14 protein-coding genes are annotated in these 13746 nt (G+C 62.4%); 11 read left to right on the forward strand and 3 right to left on the reverse strand.

Going from position 1 to position 13746, the window contains the following annotated elements:
* Positions 1-15: 15 nt before the first annotated feature.
* Both AC2T4A_RS14815 and AC2T4A_RS14820 read left to right on the forward strand, forming a co-directional pair.
* Positions 16-372: a PilZ domain-containing protein gene (locus tag AC2T4A_RS14815; protein WP_009621447.1), complete on the forward strand. Its 357-nt coding sequence runs from the start codon at positions 16-18 to the stop codon at positions 370-372.
* 102 nt (positions 373-474) lie between these two features.
* Positions 475-1251, forward strand: coding sequence for a TatD family hydrolase (locus tag AC2T4A_RS14820; RefSeq protein ID WP_478377552.1), 777 nt, complete (start codon positions 475-477; stop codon positions 1249-1251).
* Between the two features lie 264 nt (positions 1252-1515).
* Here AC2T4A_RS14820 and AC2T4A_RS14825 read toward each other — a convergent pair whose 3' ends face one another.
* Positions 1516-2649 (reverse strand): aminotransferase class V-fold PLP-dependent enzyme, encoded by a 1134-nt coding sequence (locus AC2T4A_RS14825; RefSeq protein WP_486743602.1) that lies wholly within the window; start codon positions 2647-2649, stop codon positions 1516-1518.
* 84 nt (positions 2650-2733) lie between these two features.
* On the opposite strand from AC2T4A_RS14825, the gene AC2T4A_RS14830 reads away from it, so the two are divergent.
* From AC2T4A_RS14830 to AC2T4A_RS14850, 5 genes are all read left to right on the forward strand, one after another.
* Complete coding sequence (locus AC2T4A_RS14830; protein ID WP_486743603.1) at positions 2734-3372, forward strand: TetR/AcrR family transcriptional regulator; 639 nt, start codon at positions 2734-2736, stop codon at positions 3370-3372.
* Positions 3373-3466: 94 nt separating this feature from the next.
* Positions 3467-4435: a GTP 3',8-cyclase MoaA gene (locus tag AC2T4A_RS14835; protein ID WP_486743604.1), complete on the forward strand. Its 969-nt coding sequence runs from the start codon at positions 3467-3469 to the stop codon at positions 4433-4435.
* Positions 4436-4460: 25 nt separating this feature from the next.
* On the forward strand, positions 4461-5354 hold the full coding sequence (locus tag AC2T4A_RS14840; protein ID WP_486743605.1) for a radical SAM protein: 894 nt from the start codon (positions 4461-4463) through the stop codon (positions 5352-5354).
* 64 nt (positions 5355-5418) lie between these two features.
* Positions 5419-6030, forward strand: a complete 612-nt coding sequence (locus tag AC2T4A_RS14845; RefSeq protein ID WP_416744976.1) for a DUF4823 domain-containing protein — start codon at positions 5419-5421, stop codon at positions 6028-6030.
* Complete coding sequence (locus AC2T4A_RS14850; RefSeq protein ID WP_478377555.1) at positions 6027-6605, forward strand: DUF1285 domain-containing protein; 579 nt, start codon at positions 6027-6029, stop codon at positions 6603-6605. Before AC2T4A_RS14845 ends, AC2T4A_RS14850 begins: the two co-directional genes overlap by 4 nt.
* Before the next feature lie 106 nt (positions 6606-6711).
* Here the strand turns inward: AC2T4A_RS14850 and AC2T4A_RS14855 are convergent, their stop codons facing one another.
* Complete coding sequence (locus AC2T4A_RS14855; protein WP_486743606.1) at positions 6712-8367, reverse strand: electron transfer flavoprotein-ubiquinone oxidoreductase; 1656 nt, start codon at positions 8365-8367, stop codon at positions 6712-6714.
* 343 nt (positions 8368-8710) lie between these two features.
* On the opposite strand from AC2T4A_RS14855, the gene AC2T4A_RS14860 reads away from it, so the two are divergent.
* The 3 genes from AC2T4A_RS14860 to fabV all read left to right on the forward strand — a co-directional run bounded on the left by AC2T4A_RS14860 (position 8711) and on the right by fabV (position 11801).
* Complete coding sequence (locus AC2T4A_RS14860; RefSeq protein ID WP_026078867.1) at positions 8711-9460, forward strand: electron transfer flavoprotein subunit beta/FixA family protein; 750 nt, start codon at positions 8711-8713, stop codon at positions 9458-9460.
* The gene (locus AC2T4A_RS14865; RefSeq protein WP_486743607.1) at positions 9460-10389 is read left to right on the forward strand and encodes an electron transfer flavoprotein subunit alpha/FixB family protein; all 930 of its coding nucleotides are present in this window, start codon (positions 9460-9462) and stop codon (positions 10387-10389) included. Before AC2T4A_RS14860 ends, AC2T4A_RS14865 begins: the two co-directional genes overlap by 1 nt.
* Positions 10390-10604: 215 nt before the next feature.
* Positions 10605-11801 (forward strand): enoyl-ACP reductase FabV, encoded by a 1197-nt coding sequence (gene fabV / locus AC2T4A_RS14870; RefSeq protein WP_486743608.1) that lies wholly within the window; start codon positions 10605-10607, stop codon positions 11799-11801.
* A 63-nt stretch (positions 11802-11864) separates the two neighbouring features.
* Here the strand turns inward: fabV and AC2T4A_RS14875 are convergent, their stop codons facing one another.
* Complete coding sequence (locus tag AC2T4A_RS14875) at positions 11865-12815, reverse strand: alpha/beta fold hydrolase (protein ID WP_486743609.1); 951 nt, start codon at positions 12813-12815, stop codon at positions 11865-11867.
* Positions 12816-12912: 97 nt separating this feature from the next.
* Between AC2T4A_RS14875 and AC2T4A_RS14880 the strand changes: the two genes are divergently transcribed.
* Complete coding sequence (locus AC2T4A_RS14880; protein WP_486743610.1) at positions 12913-13740, forward strand: substrate-binding periplasmic protein; 828 nt, start codon at positions 12913-12915, stop codon at positions 13738-13740.
* Positions 13741-13746: the final 6 nt, after the last annotated feature.

The following is a 13746-nucleotide window of genomic DNA, read 5'->3' on the forward strand; positions in this document are numbered from 1 at the left end:
TGCCAGGACAGCTGAATGAGCTTGCCACCAAATCTGGGTCCGCGTAACGGAATCCTGTCCCTGACCATCAAGGACAAATCCGTGCTGTATGCCGCCTACATGCCGTTCATCCGCAACGGTGGGCTGTTCATTCCGACAAACAAGACCTACAAGCTGGGCGATGAGGTCTTCATGCTGCTCAACCTGATGGACGAGCCGGAAAAGATCCCGGTCGCCGGCAAGGTGGTCTGGATCACCCCGAAAGGTGCTCAGGGCAACCGCGCGGCCGGTATCGGCGTGCAGTTCAACGATGGCGACAACACTGCGCGCAACAAGATCGAGACCTACCTTGCCGGCGCGCTGAAGTCGGACCGCCCGACCCATACCATGTAGCTCATACCCTGTAGCTCATGCCATGCGAGAATGGCAGGCTATACAGGCTGCAAACACGAAGCGCCCTCAGGGGCGCTTCGTCATTTTCCGGAGAACGTTTTCATGTTGGTCGATTCCCACTGCCATCTCGATCGCCTCGATCTCGCCGCCCACGACGGGTCGCTGGATGCCGCGCTGGACGCTGCGCGCGCGCGTGGCGTCAGCCAGTTCCTGTGCATCGGCGTGAGTGCGGACAACGCCAAGGCGGTGAAGGACCTGGCCGAGCGTTATGCAGACGTGCACTGCTCGGTGGGCGTTCACCCGCTGGACCTGGAGCCCGGCGCCGCACCTGCTCTGGACTGGCTGTTGGGCGAGCTGAACCATCCGCGCGTAGTGGCCATCGGCGAGACTGGCCTGGACTATCACTACGAGCCCGAAGCGGCCGAGTTGCAGCAGGAAGCCTTCCGCCTGCATCTGGAGGCTGCCAAGGTCACCGGCAAGCCGGTCATCGTGCATACCCGTGAAGCCCGCGCGGATACCCTGGCTCTGCTACGTGAGGCGGCGCTGCCACAGGCTGGTGTGCTGCACTGCTTCACCGAAGACTGGGAGATGGCCAAGGCGGCGCTGGATATCGGCTTCTACATTTCTCTGTCGGGCATTGTCACGTTCCGCAATGCCGAGCAGCTGCGCGAAGTGGCGCGCCAGGTGCCAGTGGATCGCTTGCTGGTGGAGACCGATTCGCCCTATCTCGCGCCCGTGCCCCATCGTGGCAAGCCGAATCTGCCCGAGTATGTGCGCGAGGTCGCCGAGTACCTGGCTGTGCTGCGCGGGGTGAGTTTCGAGACCCTGGCCGAGCAGACCACCGCCAACTTCCGCCGGTTGTTCCCACTGGCGAGCTGATTGCGTCGGCGCTGATACTTTTATTACGCGCAAAAAAAACCCGGGTTCTGGGGGATGAATCCGGGTCAAGACCATTAGGAGTGTAACAATAAGGTACGCGATCCTCGGTACCTTCACCGGCGGGGCACTTGGGGGGAGATGCCGCGCACCGGTATCTTCAAGTATTGGTCAAGATGCCGCGCTTGCCACAGGGCCCCCGGTGTTTTTTAAACGGATTTGGAATACATCACACCGGGCTGAGCAGCTTTCTCGGTCGTGCCTGCGTTATTTCCCCGCCAGAGCCCCGATCAGTTCCAGGGTTTCCTCGATCACCGCCTCGCTGGTGTAGAAGTGCGGCGAGAAGCGGATGCCGGCGCCACGCTGGATGCACACCACCTGTTCGGCGCGCAGGCGTTCCAGCAGGCGGGTGTTGTCCCAGCCGGCGAGGCTGAAGGTCAGGATGCCCGCGCGGCGGGCCGGGTCCTGCGGGCTGTGCAGTGAGGCTGCGCCGATGCGGCCAAGGCCGTCATGCAGTTGCTGTACGCGTGTCTGCACCAGTTCGCCCACCGTTGCCATGCCGACTTCTTCGAGCAGACTCAGGCTCGCCTCCAGCGCCACGGCGCCGAGCATGTTCGGGCTGCCGCACTCGAAGCGCCGGGCGCTGCGGGCCGGCTGCCAGTCGGCGAGGTCGTAGTTGCCGGCGTTTTCCAGCATGTGCCAGCCGTATTCCTGCAGCGCCAGTTGCTCGCGCTCGGCGGCACGGCAATAGAACACGCCCAGGCCTTCCGGGCCGAGCATCCACTTGTGGCCGTCGGCCATGGCGAAGGCGCAGTCATAGGCCTGCACATCGAAGGGCAGGGCGCCCAGTTGCTGGATGGCATCGATGCAATACAGCACGCCACGCTGGCGGCAGCCGGCGCCGAGGCGCTCCAGGTCCATGCGCAGGCCGCTGGCGTACTGCACGGCGCTGATCGATAGCAGGCGCGTGCGCGGGGTGCAGGCGGCCAGCAGGTCGCCTTCCGGGTCATCGCCGTTCAGGCTTACCTGGATGACTTCCACGCCACGCGGTTTCAGAGCTTCCCAGACGATGCGGTTGGAGGGGAACTCCTGGTCGCTGATCACCACCTGATCGCCCGCGCGCCAGTCCAGGCCGAAGGCGACAAAGGACAGCGCCTCGGAAGTGTTCTTCACCAGGGCGATATCGCCGGTGGTCTGGGCATTGACCAGGCGCATCAGACGCTCGCGCAGGCGTTTCTCGATGGTCAACCACCGCGGGTAGTCACGGGCGCCCTGCAGGATGTTCTCCTGGGCAAACGCTGCGACCGCGTCTGCCGCGCGCTTGGGCCATGGAGCCACGGCCGCGTGGTTCAGGTAGCGCAGGCCGGGATGGTGCGGGAATTCTGAAGAAAAGCTAATCATGTCGGATGATCCGTGCAATTTGGCGCTGAATAGGCATAATACGCGGCTTCGAATTTTGACTATTTTTGACCGAACAGTCTTTTTATGCAGAAAGAGCCGCGCAAGGTTCGCGAATTCCGTCGTCGCGAACAGGAAATCCTCGACACCGCCCTCAAGCTGTTCCTCGAACAGGGCGAAGACAGTGTCACGGTCGAAATGATCGCCGATGCCGTGGGTATCGGCAAAGGCACCATCTACAAGCACTTCAAGTCCAAGGCGGAGATCTACCTGCGCCTGATGCTGGACTATGAGCGCGATCTGGCCGACCTGTTCCACTCCGAAGACGTCGCCCGCGACAAGGAGCGCCTGTCGCGAGCCTACTTCGAGTTCCGCATGCGCGACCCGCAGCGCTATCGCCTGTTCGACCGCCTGGAAGAGAAGGTGGTGAAGACCAGCCAGGTTCCGGAGATGGTCGAGGAGTTGCACAAGATCCGCGAATCCAACTTCGAGCGCCTGAGCCAGCTGATCAAGGAACGCATCGCGGCGGGCAAGCTGGAAGACGTGCCGGCCTATTTCCACTACTGCGCGGCCTGGGCGCTGGTGCATGGCGCCGTCGCGCTGTACCACTCGCCGTTCTGGCGCGACGTGCTGGAGGACCAGGAAGGTTTCTTCCAGTTCCTCATGGACATCGGTGTGCGCATGGGCAACAAGCGCAAGCGCGACGGCGATACGCCAGCCGTCTGAGTCGTCATTCGCGTTGCCCATCGTCGCGGTTGCGACAGGGCTAGTGGCACCGGTGGGGATATACTTGTGTGAGTGATCTCCACCGGAGCCGAGCATGATCGTCGACCGCCAGGGCAGGCGCTTTCGCAATCTCCGCGTGAGCCTGACCGCCGCCTGCAACTATGCCTGCACCTACTGCGTGCCGGACGGCAAGCGTCTGGTCGCCGCGCAGGACGAACTCTCCGCCGATTCGCTGGTGCGCGGCGTCGCCTACCTGATCGAGGCCGCTGGCATCGAGCGGCTGCGGGTCACCGGCGGTGAGCCACTGGTCAGTCCCAAGCTGGATGCCTTCCTGCACGGCGTCAGCCGCCTTGGCCTGCAGGACATTGCCATCACTACCAACGGCCAACTGCTCTCGAAAAAGCTGCCGTTGCTGCTGGACTGCGGCATCCGCCGCCTCAACGTTTCCCTCGATACCCTGGATGCCGACGCTTTCCGCCGTATCGCTCGTGGCGGCGATCTGGCGACTGTGCTCAAGGGGCTCGACGAGGCTCGTGCGGCGGGCCTGAAGATCAAGCTGAACATGGTGCCCCTGCGCGGCCAGAACCTCGACCAGGTGGTTCCGCTGCTGGACTACTGCCTGGAGCATGGCTTTGAACTGCGCTTCATCGAACTGATGCGCATGGGCCACCTGGCTCACGATCCGAACGGCTTCCACCAGCAGTTCGTCAGCCTGCAGGAGCTGCTGGAGCTGATCGGTTCACACCACTCCTATGTCCAGGCCAACGCGCCGGTGGATGCCACGGCCATTCGCTATGAAGTGCCGGGCCAGGGCTTCTTCGGCGTGATCGCCAACGAGAGCGTACCGTTCTGCCGGACCTGTTCGCGCCTGCGCCTGTCCTCCACCGGCTGGCTGCACGGCTGCCTGTCGTCGAGCAATCGCCATTTCGTCGGCGATCTGTTGGACAAGCCACGTCACCAGGCGCTGCCAGCCCTGCAACGGTTGCTGGTGCAAGCCCTGGGTGACAAGCAGGAAGTCGCCTTCTCCGGCGGCGTTACCATCATGAAGATCATCGGCGGCTGAGACCGCCCCCAGACCTGATTAACCCATGCCCAACGAATTCCCCATTTCCTATATCGAGCCGGTGTTCCGGCCGCCGAGCGAGGCGAACTCGCTCATTCTTCCGGTCACCAACGGTTGTTCGTGGAACCAGTGCGGCTTCTGCGAGATGTACACCCAGCCGCAGAAGAAATTCCGTGCCCGTGATGAGGCCGAAGTGCTGGAAGAAATTCGTCGTTGTGGCGAGCGCCTGATCGTCCAGCGGGTGTTCCTTGCCGACGGCGATGCGCTGGTGCTGCCGACGCGGCGCCTGCTCAATATCCTCCGCGCGATCCGTGAGCACATGCCCGAGGTGAACCGCGTTTCCAGCTACTGCCTGCCGCGCAACCTACGCAAGAAGTCCGTGGACGAACTGAAGGAGCTGGCCGATGCCGGCCTGTGCATGGCGTATGTGGGCGCCGAGTCCGGCGATGACGACGTGCTGGCGCGGGTGAACAAGGGCGAGACCTATGCCTCCACGCTGGATGCCCTGCAGAAGTTGGGCGAGGCGGGGATCACGCGCTCGGTGATGATTCTCAACGGTCTGGGCGGCAGCACGCTGAGCGCCCAGCATGCCGACAATTCGGCACGCCTGATGAACGAAGCGCAGCCGGAGTTCCTCTCCACCCTGGTGGTGAGTTTCCCCACCGGCGAGGAGCGCTATCGCGCTGGCTTCCCGGACTTCCAGCCGCTGTCCCAGGCCGAGCTGTTCGTCGAGGTCGAGCGCCTGCTGAATGCGCTGGAACTGCGCGACACGGTGTTCCGCAGCGACCATGCATCCAATTACCTGGTGCTCAAGGGCACACTGGGGGCGGACAAGGCAAAATTGCTCGCCCAGGTGCGCCAGGCCATCGAGCAACCTCAGCGTGCGCATCTGCGCCAGGAATGGCAGCGCGGCCTGTGATGGCGCGGAAGCTGCATTGCCTGTCCGAATGCCGGTTTTTCGTCGCCGGCTCCGGAGACATTGCATGCGCCAACTGATACTGATCCTTGCCTTCGCTGCCCTCGGCGGTTGCATGAGCCCCAACGACCTGGCTGACGGCACCGATTATTACCTGCGCGACGCGGGCTTCCTCGATCACAGCCAGACCCGCCGGACGACCAACTGGCGTCTGCAGCAGGACTCTTTCATCTATATCGCCCAGGGCCCGTTCGTCCCGCCAGGCCATCCTTACGCGCGGCCCAACGTGGTGGCGGAGGAGGCATTCAAAGGCTTCGTCCAGTACTTCCCGCTGGTGCGCCGAGCCAAGAGTCCGCTGGGCCTGGAAGGTGCGATGCAGGAAGCGCGCGCGGCGGGCGCCAATTATCTGCTGTATACGCGCTTTGCCCGTGGGGAGGACAATGTCGGCACTTACGAGCAGTACGAAGACACCGATAACGCCGTGGGCCGTGACCGCAGCGTGATCCAGGTGATGCTGATCGAAACCGACAACCGCTATCTGGTGGACAGTGCGACCATCCGCAGCCGCGGCGGTTTTCTGACATTCTATGACGCCAGCCCCGAGGATCTGATCGGGCGGCCGCTGGAAGACTATGCCCGCAGCCTGCTGGGGGTGAAGACGCGAGAGGAGTACCAATGACTGATCCACAGACTCAATCGGACCGGGCCGGCAATCTGCTGGCGCAGATTCCCGCCAGCAAGGACAAGGGGCTGCCGCCGGTGCATCTGTGGAACCCTGATTGCTGTGGCGATATCGACATGCGCATCGCCCGCGACGGCACCTGGTATTACCTGGGCACGCCGATTGGCCGCAAGCCGATGGTGCGACTGTTCTCCACCATCATCCGCCGCGATGGCGACGACTATTTCCTGGTCACTCCGGTGGAGAAGTGCGGAATCACCGTCGATGACGCGCCTTTCGTCGCTGTCACCCTCGCGGTCGAAGGGGAGGGCGAGCAGCAGGTGCTGCGCTTCACCACCAACGTCGAGGACGAGGTGGTGGCCGACGCCGCACATCCGATCCGCGTCGACCTGGACCCGCAGACCCAGGAGCCGTCGCCCTACGTGCTGGTGCGGGTGAACCTGGAAGCGCTGATCCACCGCAATGTGTTCTACCAACTGGTGGAACTGGCGGTTCCCCGCGAGATCGACGGCGTTGACTGGCTGGGTGTCTGGAGTTCGGGGGAGTTCTTTCCCATCGCTCCGCAGCCTTGACCTGCTGGTCTTGATGTGGCCGGTAGTTCGACTCCGGCCTCGCTACAACTTTTTCGAACCTGCAAAAAAGGCTCCCGAGGGAGCCTTTTTCGTTACCGCCAACGGATTACATGTTGGGGTAGTTCGGACCGCCGGTGCCCTCGGGGGCAACCCAGGTGATGTTCTGGGCAGGGTCCTTGATGTCGCAGGTCTTGCAGTGCACGCAGTTCTGCGCGTTGATCTGGAAGCGCTTGCTGCCGTCGTCGTTGCTCACCACTTCGTACACGCCGGCCGGGCAGTAACGCTGCGCAGGCTCGTCGTAGAGCGGCAGGTTCTTCGCGATCGGGGTGTTCGGGTCGGTCAGCTTCAGGTGGATCGGCTGGTCTTCCTCGTGGTTGGTGTTGGACAGGAACACCGAGGAGAGCTTGTCGAAGCTGATTTTGCCGTCCGGCTTCGGATAGTCGATCTTCGGCGCTTCGCTGGCCTTCTTCAGGGTCGCGTAGTCCGGAGTCGTATCGTGCAGGGTGAACGGAAGCTTGCCGCCGAAGATGTTCTGGTCGATGAAGTTGAACGCACCGCCACCGATGGCGCCGAACTTGTGCATGGCCGGGCCGAAGTTACGGCTGCTGAACAGTTCGTCGTACAACCAGCTGGACTTGAATGCCTCGACATAACCGGTCAGTTCGTCACCGCCTTCACGGCCAGCGAACAGTGCTTCGGCAACCGAGTCGGCGGCCAGCATGCCGGACTTCATGGCGGTGTGGCTGCCCTTGATCTTGGCGAAGTTCAGGGTGCCCAGGTCGCAGCCAATCAGTGCGCCGCCAGCGAAGACCATCTTCGGCAGCGAGTTCAGGCCGCCCTTGCAGATGGCGCGAGCGCCGTAGGCCACGCGCTTGCCGCCTTCCAGGTACTGCTTGATCACCGGGTGGTGCTTGTAGCGCTGGAATTCGTCGAACGGCGACAGGTGCGGGTTGGTGTAGGACAGGTCGATGATCAGGCCCACTACGACCTGGTTGTTCTCCAGGTGATAGAGGAAGGAACCGCCCGGGTTGTCATCGTTCAGCGGCCAGCCGGCGGTGTGCACCACCAGGCCTTGCTCGTGCTTGGACGGATCGATGTCCCAGATTTCCTTGATGCCGATGCCGTAGTGCTGGGCGTCGGCTTCGTTGTCGAGTTTGTACTTCTTGATCAGTTGTTTACCGATGTGGCCACGGCAGCCTTCGGCGAACAGGGTGTACTTGGCGCGCAGTTCCATGCCCGGGGTGTAGTAACCCTCTTTCGGATTGCCTTCGCGGTCGACGCCCAGGTCACCGGTGACAATGCCGCGTACCACGCCATTCTCGTCGATCAGCGCTTCCTGGGCGGCGAAGCCCGGGTAGATCTCGACGCCCAGGCCTTCGGCCTGCTGGGCCAGCCAGCGGCACAGGTTGCCCAGGGAGATGATGTAGTTGCCTTCGTTGTGCATGGTCTTGGGCACGAAGAAGTTCGGCACCTTGGCCGCCGCTTCCGGGCTCTTGAGCACATAGATGTCGTCGCGCTTGACGGGGGTGTTGAGCGGCGCTTCGAGTTCCTTCCAGTTGGGGAACAGCTCGTTCAGCGCGCGGGGCTCGAACACGGCGCCCGAGAGGATGTGGGCGCCCACTTCGGAACCCTTCTCGACCACACAGACGCTGATTTCCTGACCGGCGTCGGCGGCCTTCTGTTTCAGTCGGCATGCGGCGGACAGACCGGCAGGGCCGGCGCCGACGATGACGACGTCGAATTCCATAAATTCGCGTTCCACTATCGATCTCTCCTGAATCAAGGCTCTGGGCATTTTGTAGGTATTGGGATGGGCGTGCCCCCACCCAGTAAGAGCGGGGCGCATTATAGCTAGACCTGTTGCTATATCTAAACCCTTTATCCAACACAATACAAACGTTTGTTTGAATCGCCCGTAACCCTGATAGAATCGGGGTCCGCGGCTTATGAAGGGGTATTTTCGTGTATTGACCCGCCCGGTCGATGCGGTCAAGATACCTGCGGTTTTGCGGTCGCGTTGCGCTGGATGTAGTCGCAGATGGCGTGCACTACCGGCCAGGCCTGTCTGGCGACATTCCTATTCACCGGAGAAAAACGAGGAATCCATGAAGGTTCTTGTAGCTGTCAAACGAGTGGTTGACTATAACGTCAAGGTCCGCGTCAAGGCGGACAACTCCGGCGTCGATCTCGCCAACGTCAAAATGTCCATGAACCCCTTCTGCGAAATCGCCGTGGAAGAGGCCGTGCGCCTGAAAGAGAAAGGCGTCGTCACCGAGATCGTTGCGGTCTCCGTCGGCCCGACTGCCGCCCAGGAGCAACTGCGTACCGCGCTGGCTCTGGGTGCTGATCGCGCCATCCTCGTTGAAACCAACGAAGAACTGAGCTCCCTGGCTATCGCCAAGTCGCTGAAAGCCCTGGTCGACAAAGAGCAGCCGCAGCTGGTCATCCTCGGCAAGCAGGCCATCGACAGCGACAACAACCAGACCGGCCAGATGCTGGCTGCGCTGACCGGCTACGCGCAAGGCACCTTCGCCTCCAAGGTCGAAGTCGCTGGCGACAAGGTCAACGTTACCCGTGAAATCGACGGCGGCCTGCAGACCGTTGCCCTGAACCTGCCGGCAATCGTCACCACTGACCTGCGCCTGAACGAGCCGCGCTACGCGTCGCTGCCCAACATCATGAAGGCGAAGAAGAAGCCGCTGGACGTGGTGACCCCGGACGCCCTGGGCGTTTCCACCGCTTCCACCGTGAAGACCGTGAAAGTCGAAGCTCCGGCCGCCCGTAGCGCCGGCATCAAGGTCAAGTCCGTTGCCGAACTGGTCGAGAAACTGAAGAACGAGGCGAAAGTAATCTGATGGCTATCCTGGTAATCGCTGAGCACAACAACGGCGCACTGGGCGCTGCCACTCTGAACACTGTTGCTGCTGCGCAGAAGATCGGTGGTGACATCGCCGTGCTGGTCGCTGGCCAGAACGTCGGTGGCGTGGCTGAAGCCGCTGCCAAGATCGCCGGTGTTTCCAAGGTGCTGGTCGCCGACAACGCCGCCTATGCTCACCAACTGCCGGAGAACATTGCTCCGCTGGTCGCTGAGCTCGGCAAGGGCTACAGCCACGTGCTGGCCGCCGCCACCACCAACGGCAAGAACTTCCTGCCGCGCGTTGCCGCCCTGCTGGACGTCGACCAGATCTCCGAGATCATCGAAGTGGTCAGCGCCGACACCTTCAAGCGCCCGATCTACGCCGGTAACGCCATCGCTACCGTGCAGTCCTCGGCTGCCGTGAAAGTGATCACCGTGCGTGGCACCGGCTTCGACGCCGTCGCTGCCGAAGGTGGTTCCGCCGCTGTTGAAGCCGTTTCCGGCCCGGCCGATGCCGGCAAGTCCGCCTTCGTGGGCGAAGAACTGGCCAAGTCCGACCGTCCGGAACTGACCGCTGCCAAGATCGTCGTTTCCGGCGGCCGTGGCATGGGCAATGGCGACAACTTCAGCATCCTCTACTCCCTGGCTGACAAGCTGGGCGCTGCCGTCGGCGCTTCCCGCGCTGCCGTTGACGCCGGCTTCGTGCCCAACGATATGCAGGTCGGCCAGACCGGCAAGATCGTCGCTCCGCAGCTGTACGTGGCTGTCGGTATCTCCGGCGCCATCCAGCACCTGGCGGGCATGAAGGATTCGAAAGTGATCGTTGCGATCAACAAGGACGAAGAGGCGCCGATCTTCCAGGTCGCCGACTACGGCCTGGTCGCCGATCTGTTCGAAGCTGTACCGGAGCTGGAAAAGGCCATCTGAGCCCGATCCGCTTACTGAAGGAACCCGCCCTAAGTGGCGGGTTCTTTCATTTCAGGTTCCTGATTTTTATCGGGAAATAACTTTTTTGTTGCGCCGGTGACCCATTGGTCACGATTCTTTGCCGAGAAGTCCACTGGCGAAGGTGTCTCATCTACAATGCGCGACGTCTCCAGTTCCTGAATGTGTTCAATCGACACCTGGCTACCGAGGTTTTCATGATCATCAAACCGCGCGTGCGTGGCTTCATCTGCGTCACTACCCACCCGACCGGCTGTGAAGCCAACGTCAAGGAACAGATCGAGTACGTCGAGGCGCACGGTGCCATCGCCAATGGCCCGAAGAAGGTCCTGGTCATTGGTTCCTCCACCGGCTACGGCCTGGCCGCGCGCATCAGCGCTGCCTTTGGTGCCGGTGCCGACACCCTGGGCGTGTTCTTCGAGCGTCCGGGCAGCGAAACCAAGGCAGGCACCGCCGGCTGGTACAACTCCGCTGCCTTCGAGAAGTTTGCCAAGGCCAAGGGCCTGTATGCGCGCAGCATCAACGGCGACGCTTTCTCCGATGAAGTGAAGAAAGTCACCATCGACACCATCAAGCAGGACCTGGGCAAGGTCGACCTGGTCGTCTACAGCCTGGCCGCACCGCGCCGCACCCATCCGAAGACCGGCGAGGTCTTCAACTCCGTGCTCAAGCCAGTGGGCAAGGCCGTCAACTTCCGTGGTCTGGATACCGACAAGGAAGTGATCAAGGAAAGCGTGATGGAGCCGGCTACGGCCGAGGAAATCGCCAACACCGTAGCGGTAATGGGCGGTGAAGACTGGCAGATGTGGATCGATGCCCTGCAGGAAGCCGGTGTGCTGGCCGATGGCGCGAAGACCACCGCCTTCACCTACCTGGGTGAAGAGATCACCCACGACCTGTACTGGAACGGCTCCATCGGCGCCGCCAAGAAGGACCTGGACCAGAAAGTCCTGGGCATTCGCGAGAAGCTGGCCGCCACCGGTGGCGACGCTCGTGTTTCCGTGCTGAAGGCCGTGGTCACCCAGGCCAGCTCGGCCATCCCGATGATGCCGCTGTACCTGTCGCTGCTGTTCAAGGTGATGAAGGAAAAGGGCACCCACGAAGGTTGCATCGAGCAGGTCGACGGCCTGTTCCGCGAGAGCCTGTACGGTGCCGAGCCGCACCTGGACGCCGACGGCCGACTGCGCGCCGACTACAAGGAGCTGCAGCCGGATGTGCAGGACACCGTGAAGGACCTGTGGAACAAGGTCACCAACGAGAACCTGTACCAGCTGACCGACTTCACCGGCTACAAGTCCGAGTTCCTGCGCCTCTTCGGTTTCGAGATCGCTGGCGTGGACTACGAGCAGGACGTCAATCCGGACGTGCAGATTCCGAATCTGATCCAGCTCTGAGTTCGACTCTTTGCAAAAACAGAAACGGCGCCCCAAGGCGCCGTTTCTGTTCTCCAGCTGGGCTCAGTTTGCTGCCGTCACGGGCGCGTGATTCTGCTGGAGGAAGTCGAGGTAGAGGCGGGCGGTTTCCTCCGGGCGCTCGATCATGGGTACATGACCGCAGTCGCGCAGGATCGCCACGCTGGGCTTCTTCAGCAGCGGCTTCATCACGTCGATGCTCGATACATCCAGCACGCGGTCGCGGTCGCCCCATAGCAACAGGGTTGGCGCGGTGATCTTCGGTAGCTCCGGCTCCAGCGGGATGTAGCGTTCACGTAGCTGCTGGAAGACCATGCCGTTGAAAGCGCTGCGTTCCAGCGAGCGTTCGGCCAGGTAATCCTGCAGACGCGACGGCAGCGGCGGCTTCTGTACGAAGACGAAATCGAGCAGGGCCGGGAAGTCGTCCACCGAGCGCAGTACCAGCGGATTGTCGCCACCCTTGAGCAGGCGCTCGAACAGCTCGCTCTGATGCGGCGCCATGACGCCAGCGTTGTCGAACAGACCGACCGACAGCACCTCCTGCGGATGTCGCGCGGCCAGCAGCGCAGCGATGTGACCGCCCATGGAGTTGCCGACCACGTGGAAGCGGCCGATGCCCAGTTCGCGCATGAAGTCCGCCAGGCGCTCGGCCTGAGTGCCGACGTCGTAGCTGATGTTCTCGGGCTTGCTGCTGTCGCCGAAGCCCGGCAGGTCGACAGCGATGACGTGATAGTCCTTAGTCAGGAAGCGCGCGAAGCGCGGCCAGTTGCTCTTGTCGGCGCCGAAGCCGTGGATCAGCAGGACGGTCTGGGCCTTGTCCGGCCCGCCTTCGTAGTAGGTGATGTTCAGGTCATCGACCTGCAGGCTGTTGGTCGACAGCCGGGCGCGGGTGCTTTCGACGTACTGCGCAGTTGCCAGCAGGGTGGAGGGGAAGGCGTACAGCACGCCAGCAGCGACGGCTATCAACAGCAGAAGGGCCAGAAGGGCTTTCTTCATGAGAAGTCCTTATTACCAAATCGGGTCGGTGTGCTTTACGCTAGCATTTTGCGGCTCTAAGCATGGCCGTTCTTTCTTCTGGTGAGCGAGACTACCGATGCCTGATTGCTCCACGATGATCCGTGCGGCGCTGTTGCTGGTGACTTTCTCTATTCCCCTGGCCGGTTTTGCTGCCGGCAAGTGCGAGCGCCTGGTGGCCACTGGCAACCCGGAATACCCACCCTACCTGTGGCGCGATCCGGCGCAGCCGGAGCGCCTGATCGGCGCCAATGCCGACCTGCTGGAGCAGATCGGAAAGGCCGTCGGGGTGAATATCCGGATCATCTACAGCGGCTCCTGGGCGCGTGCGCAGGAAGAGGCGCGACTGGGTCGGGTCGACCTGATTGCCGGCGCCTTCCTCACGCCGCCGCGGCTGGAAACCATGGACTACATTCATCCGGCCTTCCTCACCACTGATAACGTGGTGTGGATGCGCAAGGACGCCACCACGCCCTACACCGGTCGAGACGACCTGCGCGGCTTGAAGGGCGGCACCCTGGTGAACAACAGCTTCGGCCCCGACTTCGACACCTTCGCCAAACAGGAACTGACCCTGGAAGAGGTGCCAAGCCTGACCCAGGCGTTCCAGAAATTGCTGCTCAAACGTTCGGATTACGTGATCTACGAGCACTATCCGGGCCTGGCGGTCGCCGATACCCTTGGCATGGCCGACGACCTGCAGCCGCTGGAACCGCCGATCTCCAGCGAAGGTCTGTACCTGACCGTGGCGCACAACTCGGCCTGCAACGACCCGTGGCTGCGCGGACAACTGGCGAAAAAAATGACAGAATTGACGGCCGCCGGAGTCCCGCAGCGCCTGCTGCAGGACAACATGGCCCGCTGGAAGGCCCAGCAGCTGCAGCCTGCCAGCACTCCCACCGAGTAGGACAAT

It is taken from the genome of Pseudomonas sp. PVC-3-1 (assembly GCF_057444315.1).

Excerpts from the sequence above, each read along its gene's own strand:
- AC2T4A_RS14815 (WP_009621447.1), top strand. The coding sequence starts at position 16 with ATGAGCTTGCCACCAAATCTGGGTCCGCGTAACGGAATCCTGTCCCTG.
- AC2T4A_RS14820 (WP_478377552.1), top strand. The coding sequence starts at position 475 with ATGTTGGTCGATTCCCACTGCCATCTCGATCGCCTCGATCTCGCCGCC.
- AC2T4A_RS14825 (WP_486743602.1), bottom strand. The coding sequence starts at position 2,649 with ATGATTAGCTTTTCTTCAGAATTCCCGCACCATCCCGGCCTGCGCTAC.
- AC2T4A_RS14830 (WP_486743603.1), top strand. The coding sequence starts at position 2,734 with ATGCAGAAAGAGCCGCGCAAGGTTCGCGAATTCCGTCGTCGCGAACAG.
- AC2T4A_RS14835 (WP_486743604.1), top strand. The coding sequence starts at position 3,467 with ATGATCGTCGACCGCCAGGGCAGGCGCTTTCGCAATCTCCGCGTGAGC.
- AC2T4A_RS14840 (WP_486743605.1), top strand. The coding sequence starts at position 4,461 with ATGCCCAACGAATTCCCCATTTCCTATATCGAGCCGGTGTTCCGGCCG.
- AC2T4A_RS14845 (WP_416744976.1), top strand. The coding sequence starts at position 5,419 with ATGCGCCAACTGATACTGATCCTTGCCTTCGCTGCCCTCGGCGGTTGC.
- AC2T4A_RS14850 (WP_478377555.1), top strand. The coding sequence starts at position 6,027 with ATGACTGATCCACAGACTCAATCGGACCGGGCCGGCAATCTGCTGGCG.
- AC2T4A_RS14860 (WP_026078867.1), top strand. The coding sequence starts at position 8,711 with ATGAAGGTTCTTGTAGCTGTCAAACGAGTGGTTGACTATAACGTCAAG.
- AC2T4A_RS14865 (WP_486743607.1), top strand. The coding sequence starts at position 9,460 with ATGGCTATCCTGGTAATCGCTGAGCACAACAACGGCGCACTGGGCGCT.
- fabV (WP_486743608.1), top strand. The coding sequence starts at position 10,605 with ATGATCATCAAACCGCGCGTGCGTGGCTTCATCTGCGTCACTACCCAC.
- AC2T4A_RS14875 (WP_486743609.1), bottom strand. The coding sequence starts at position 12,815 with ATGAAGAAAGCCCTTCTGGCCCTTCTGCTGTTGATAGCCGTCGCTGCT.
- AC2T4A_RS14880 (WP_486743610.1), top strand. The coding sequence starts at position 12,913 with ATGCCTGATTGCTCCACGATGATCCGTGCGGCGCTGTTGCTGGTGACT.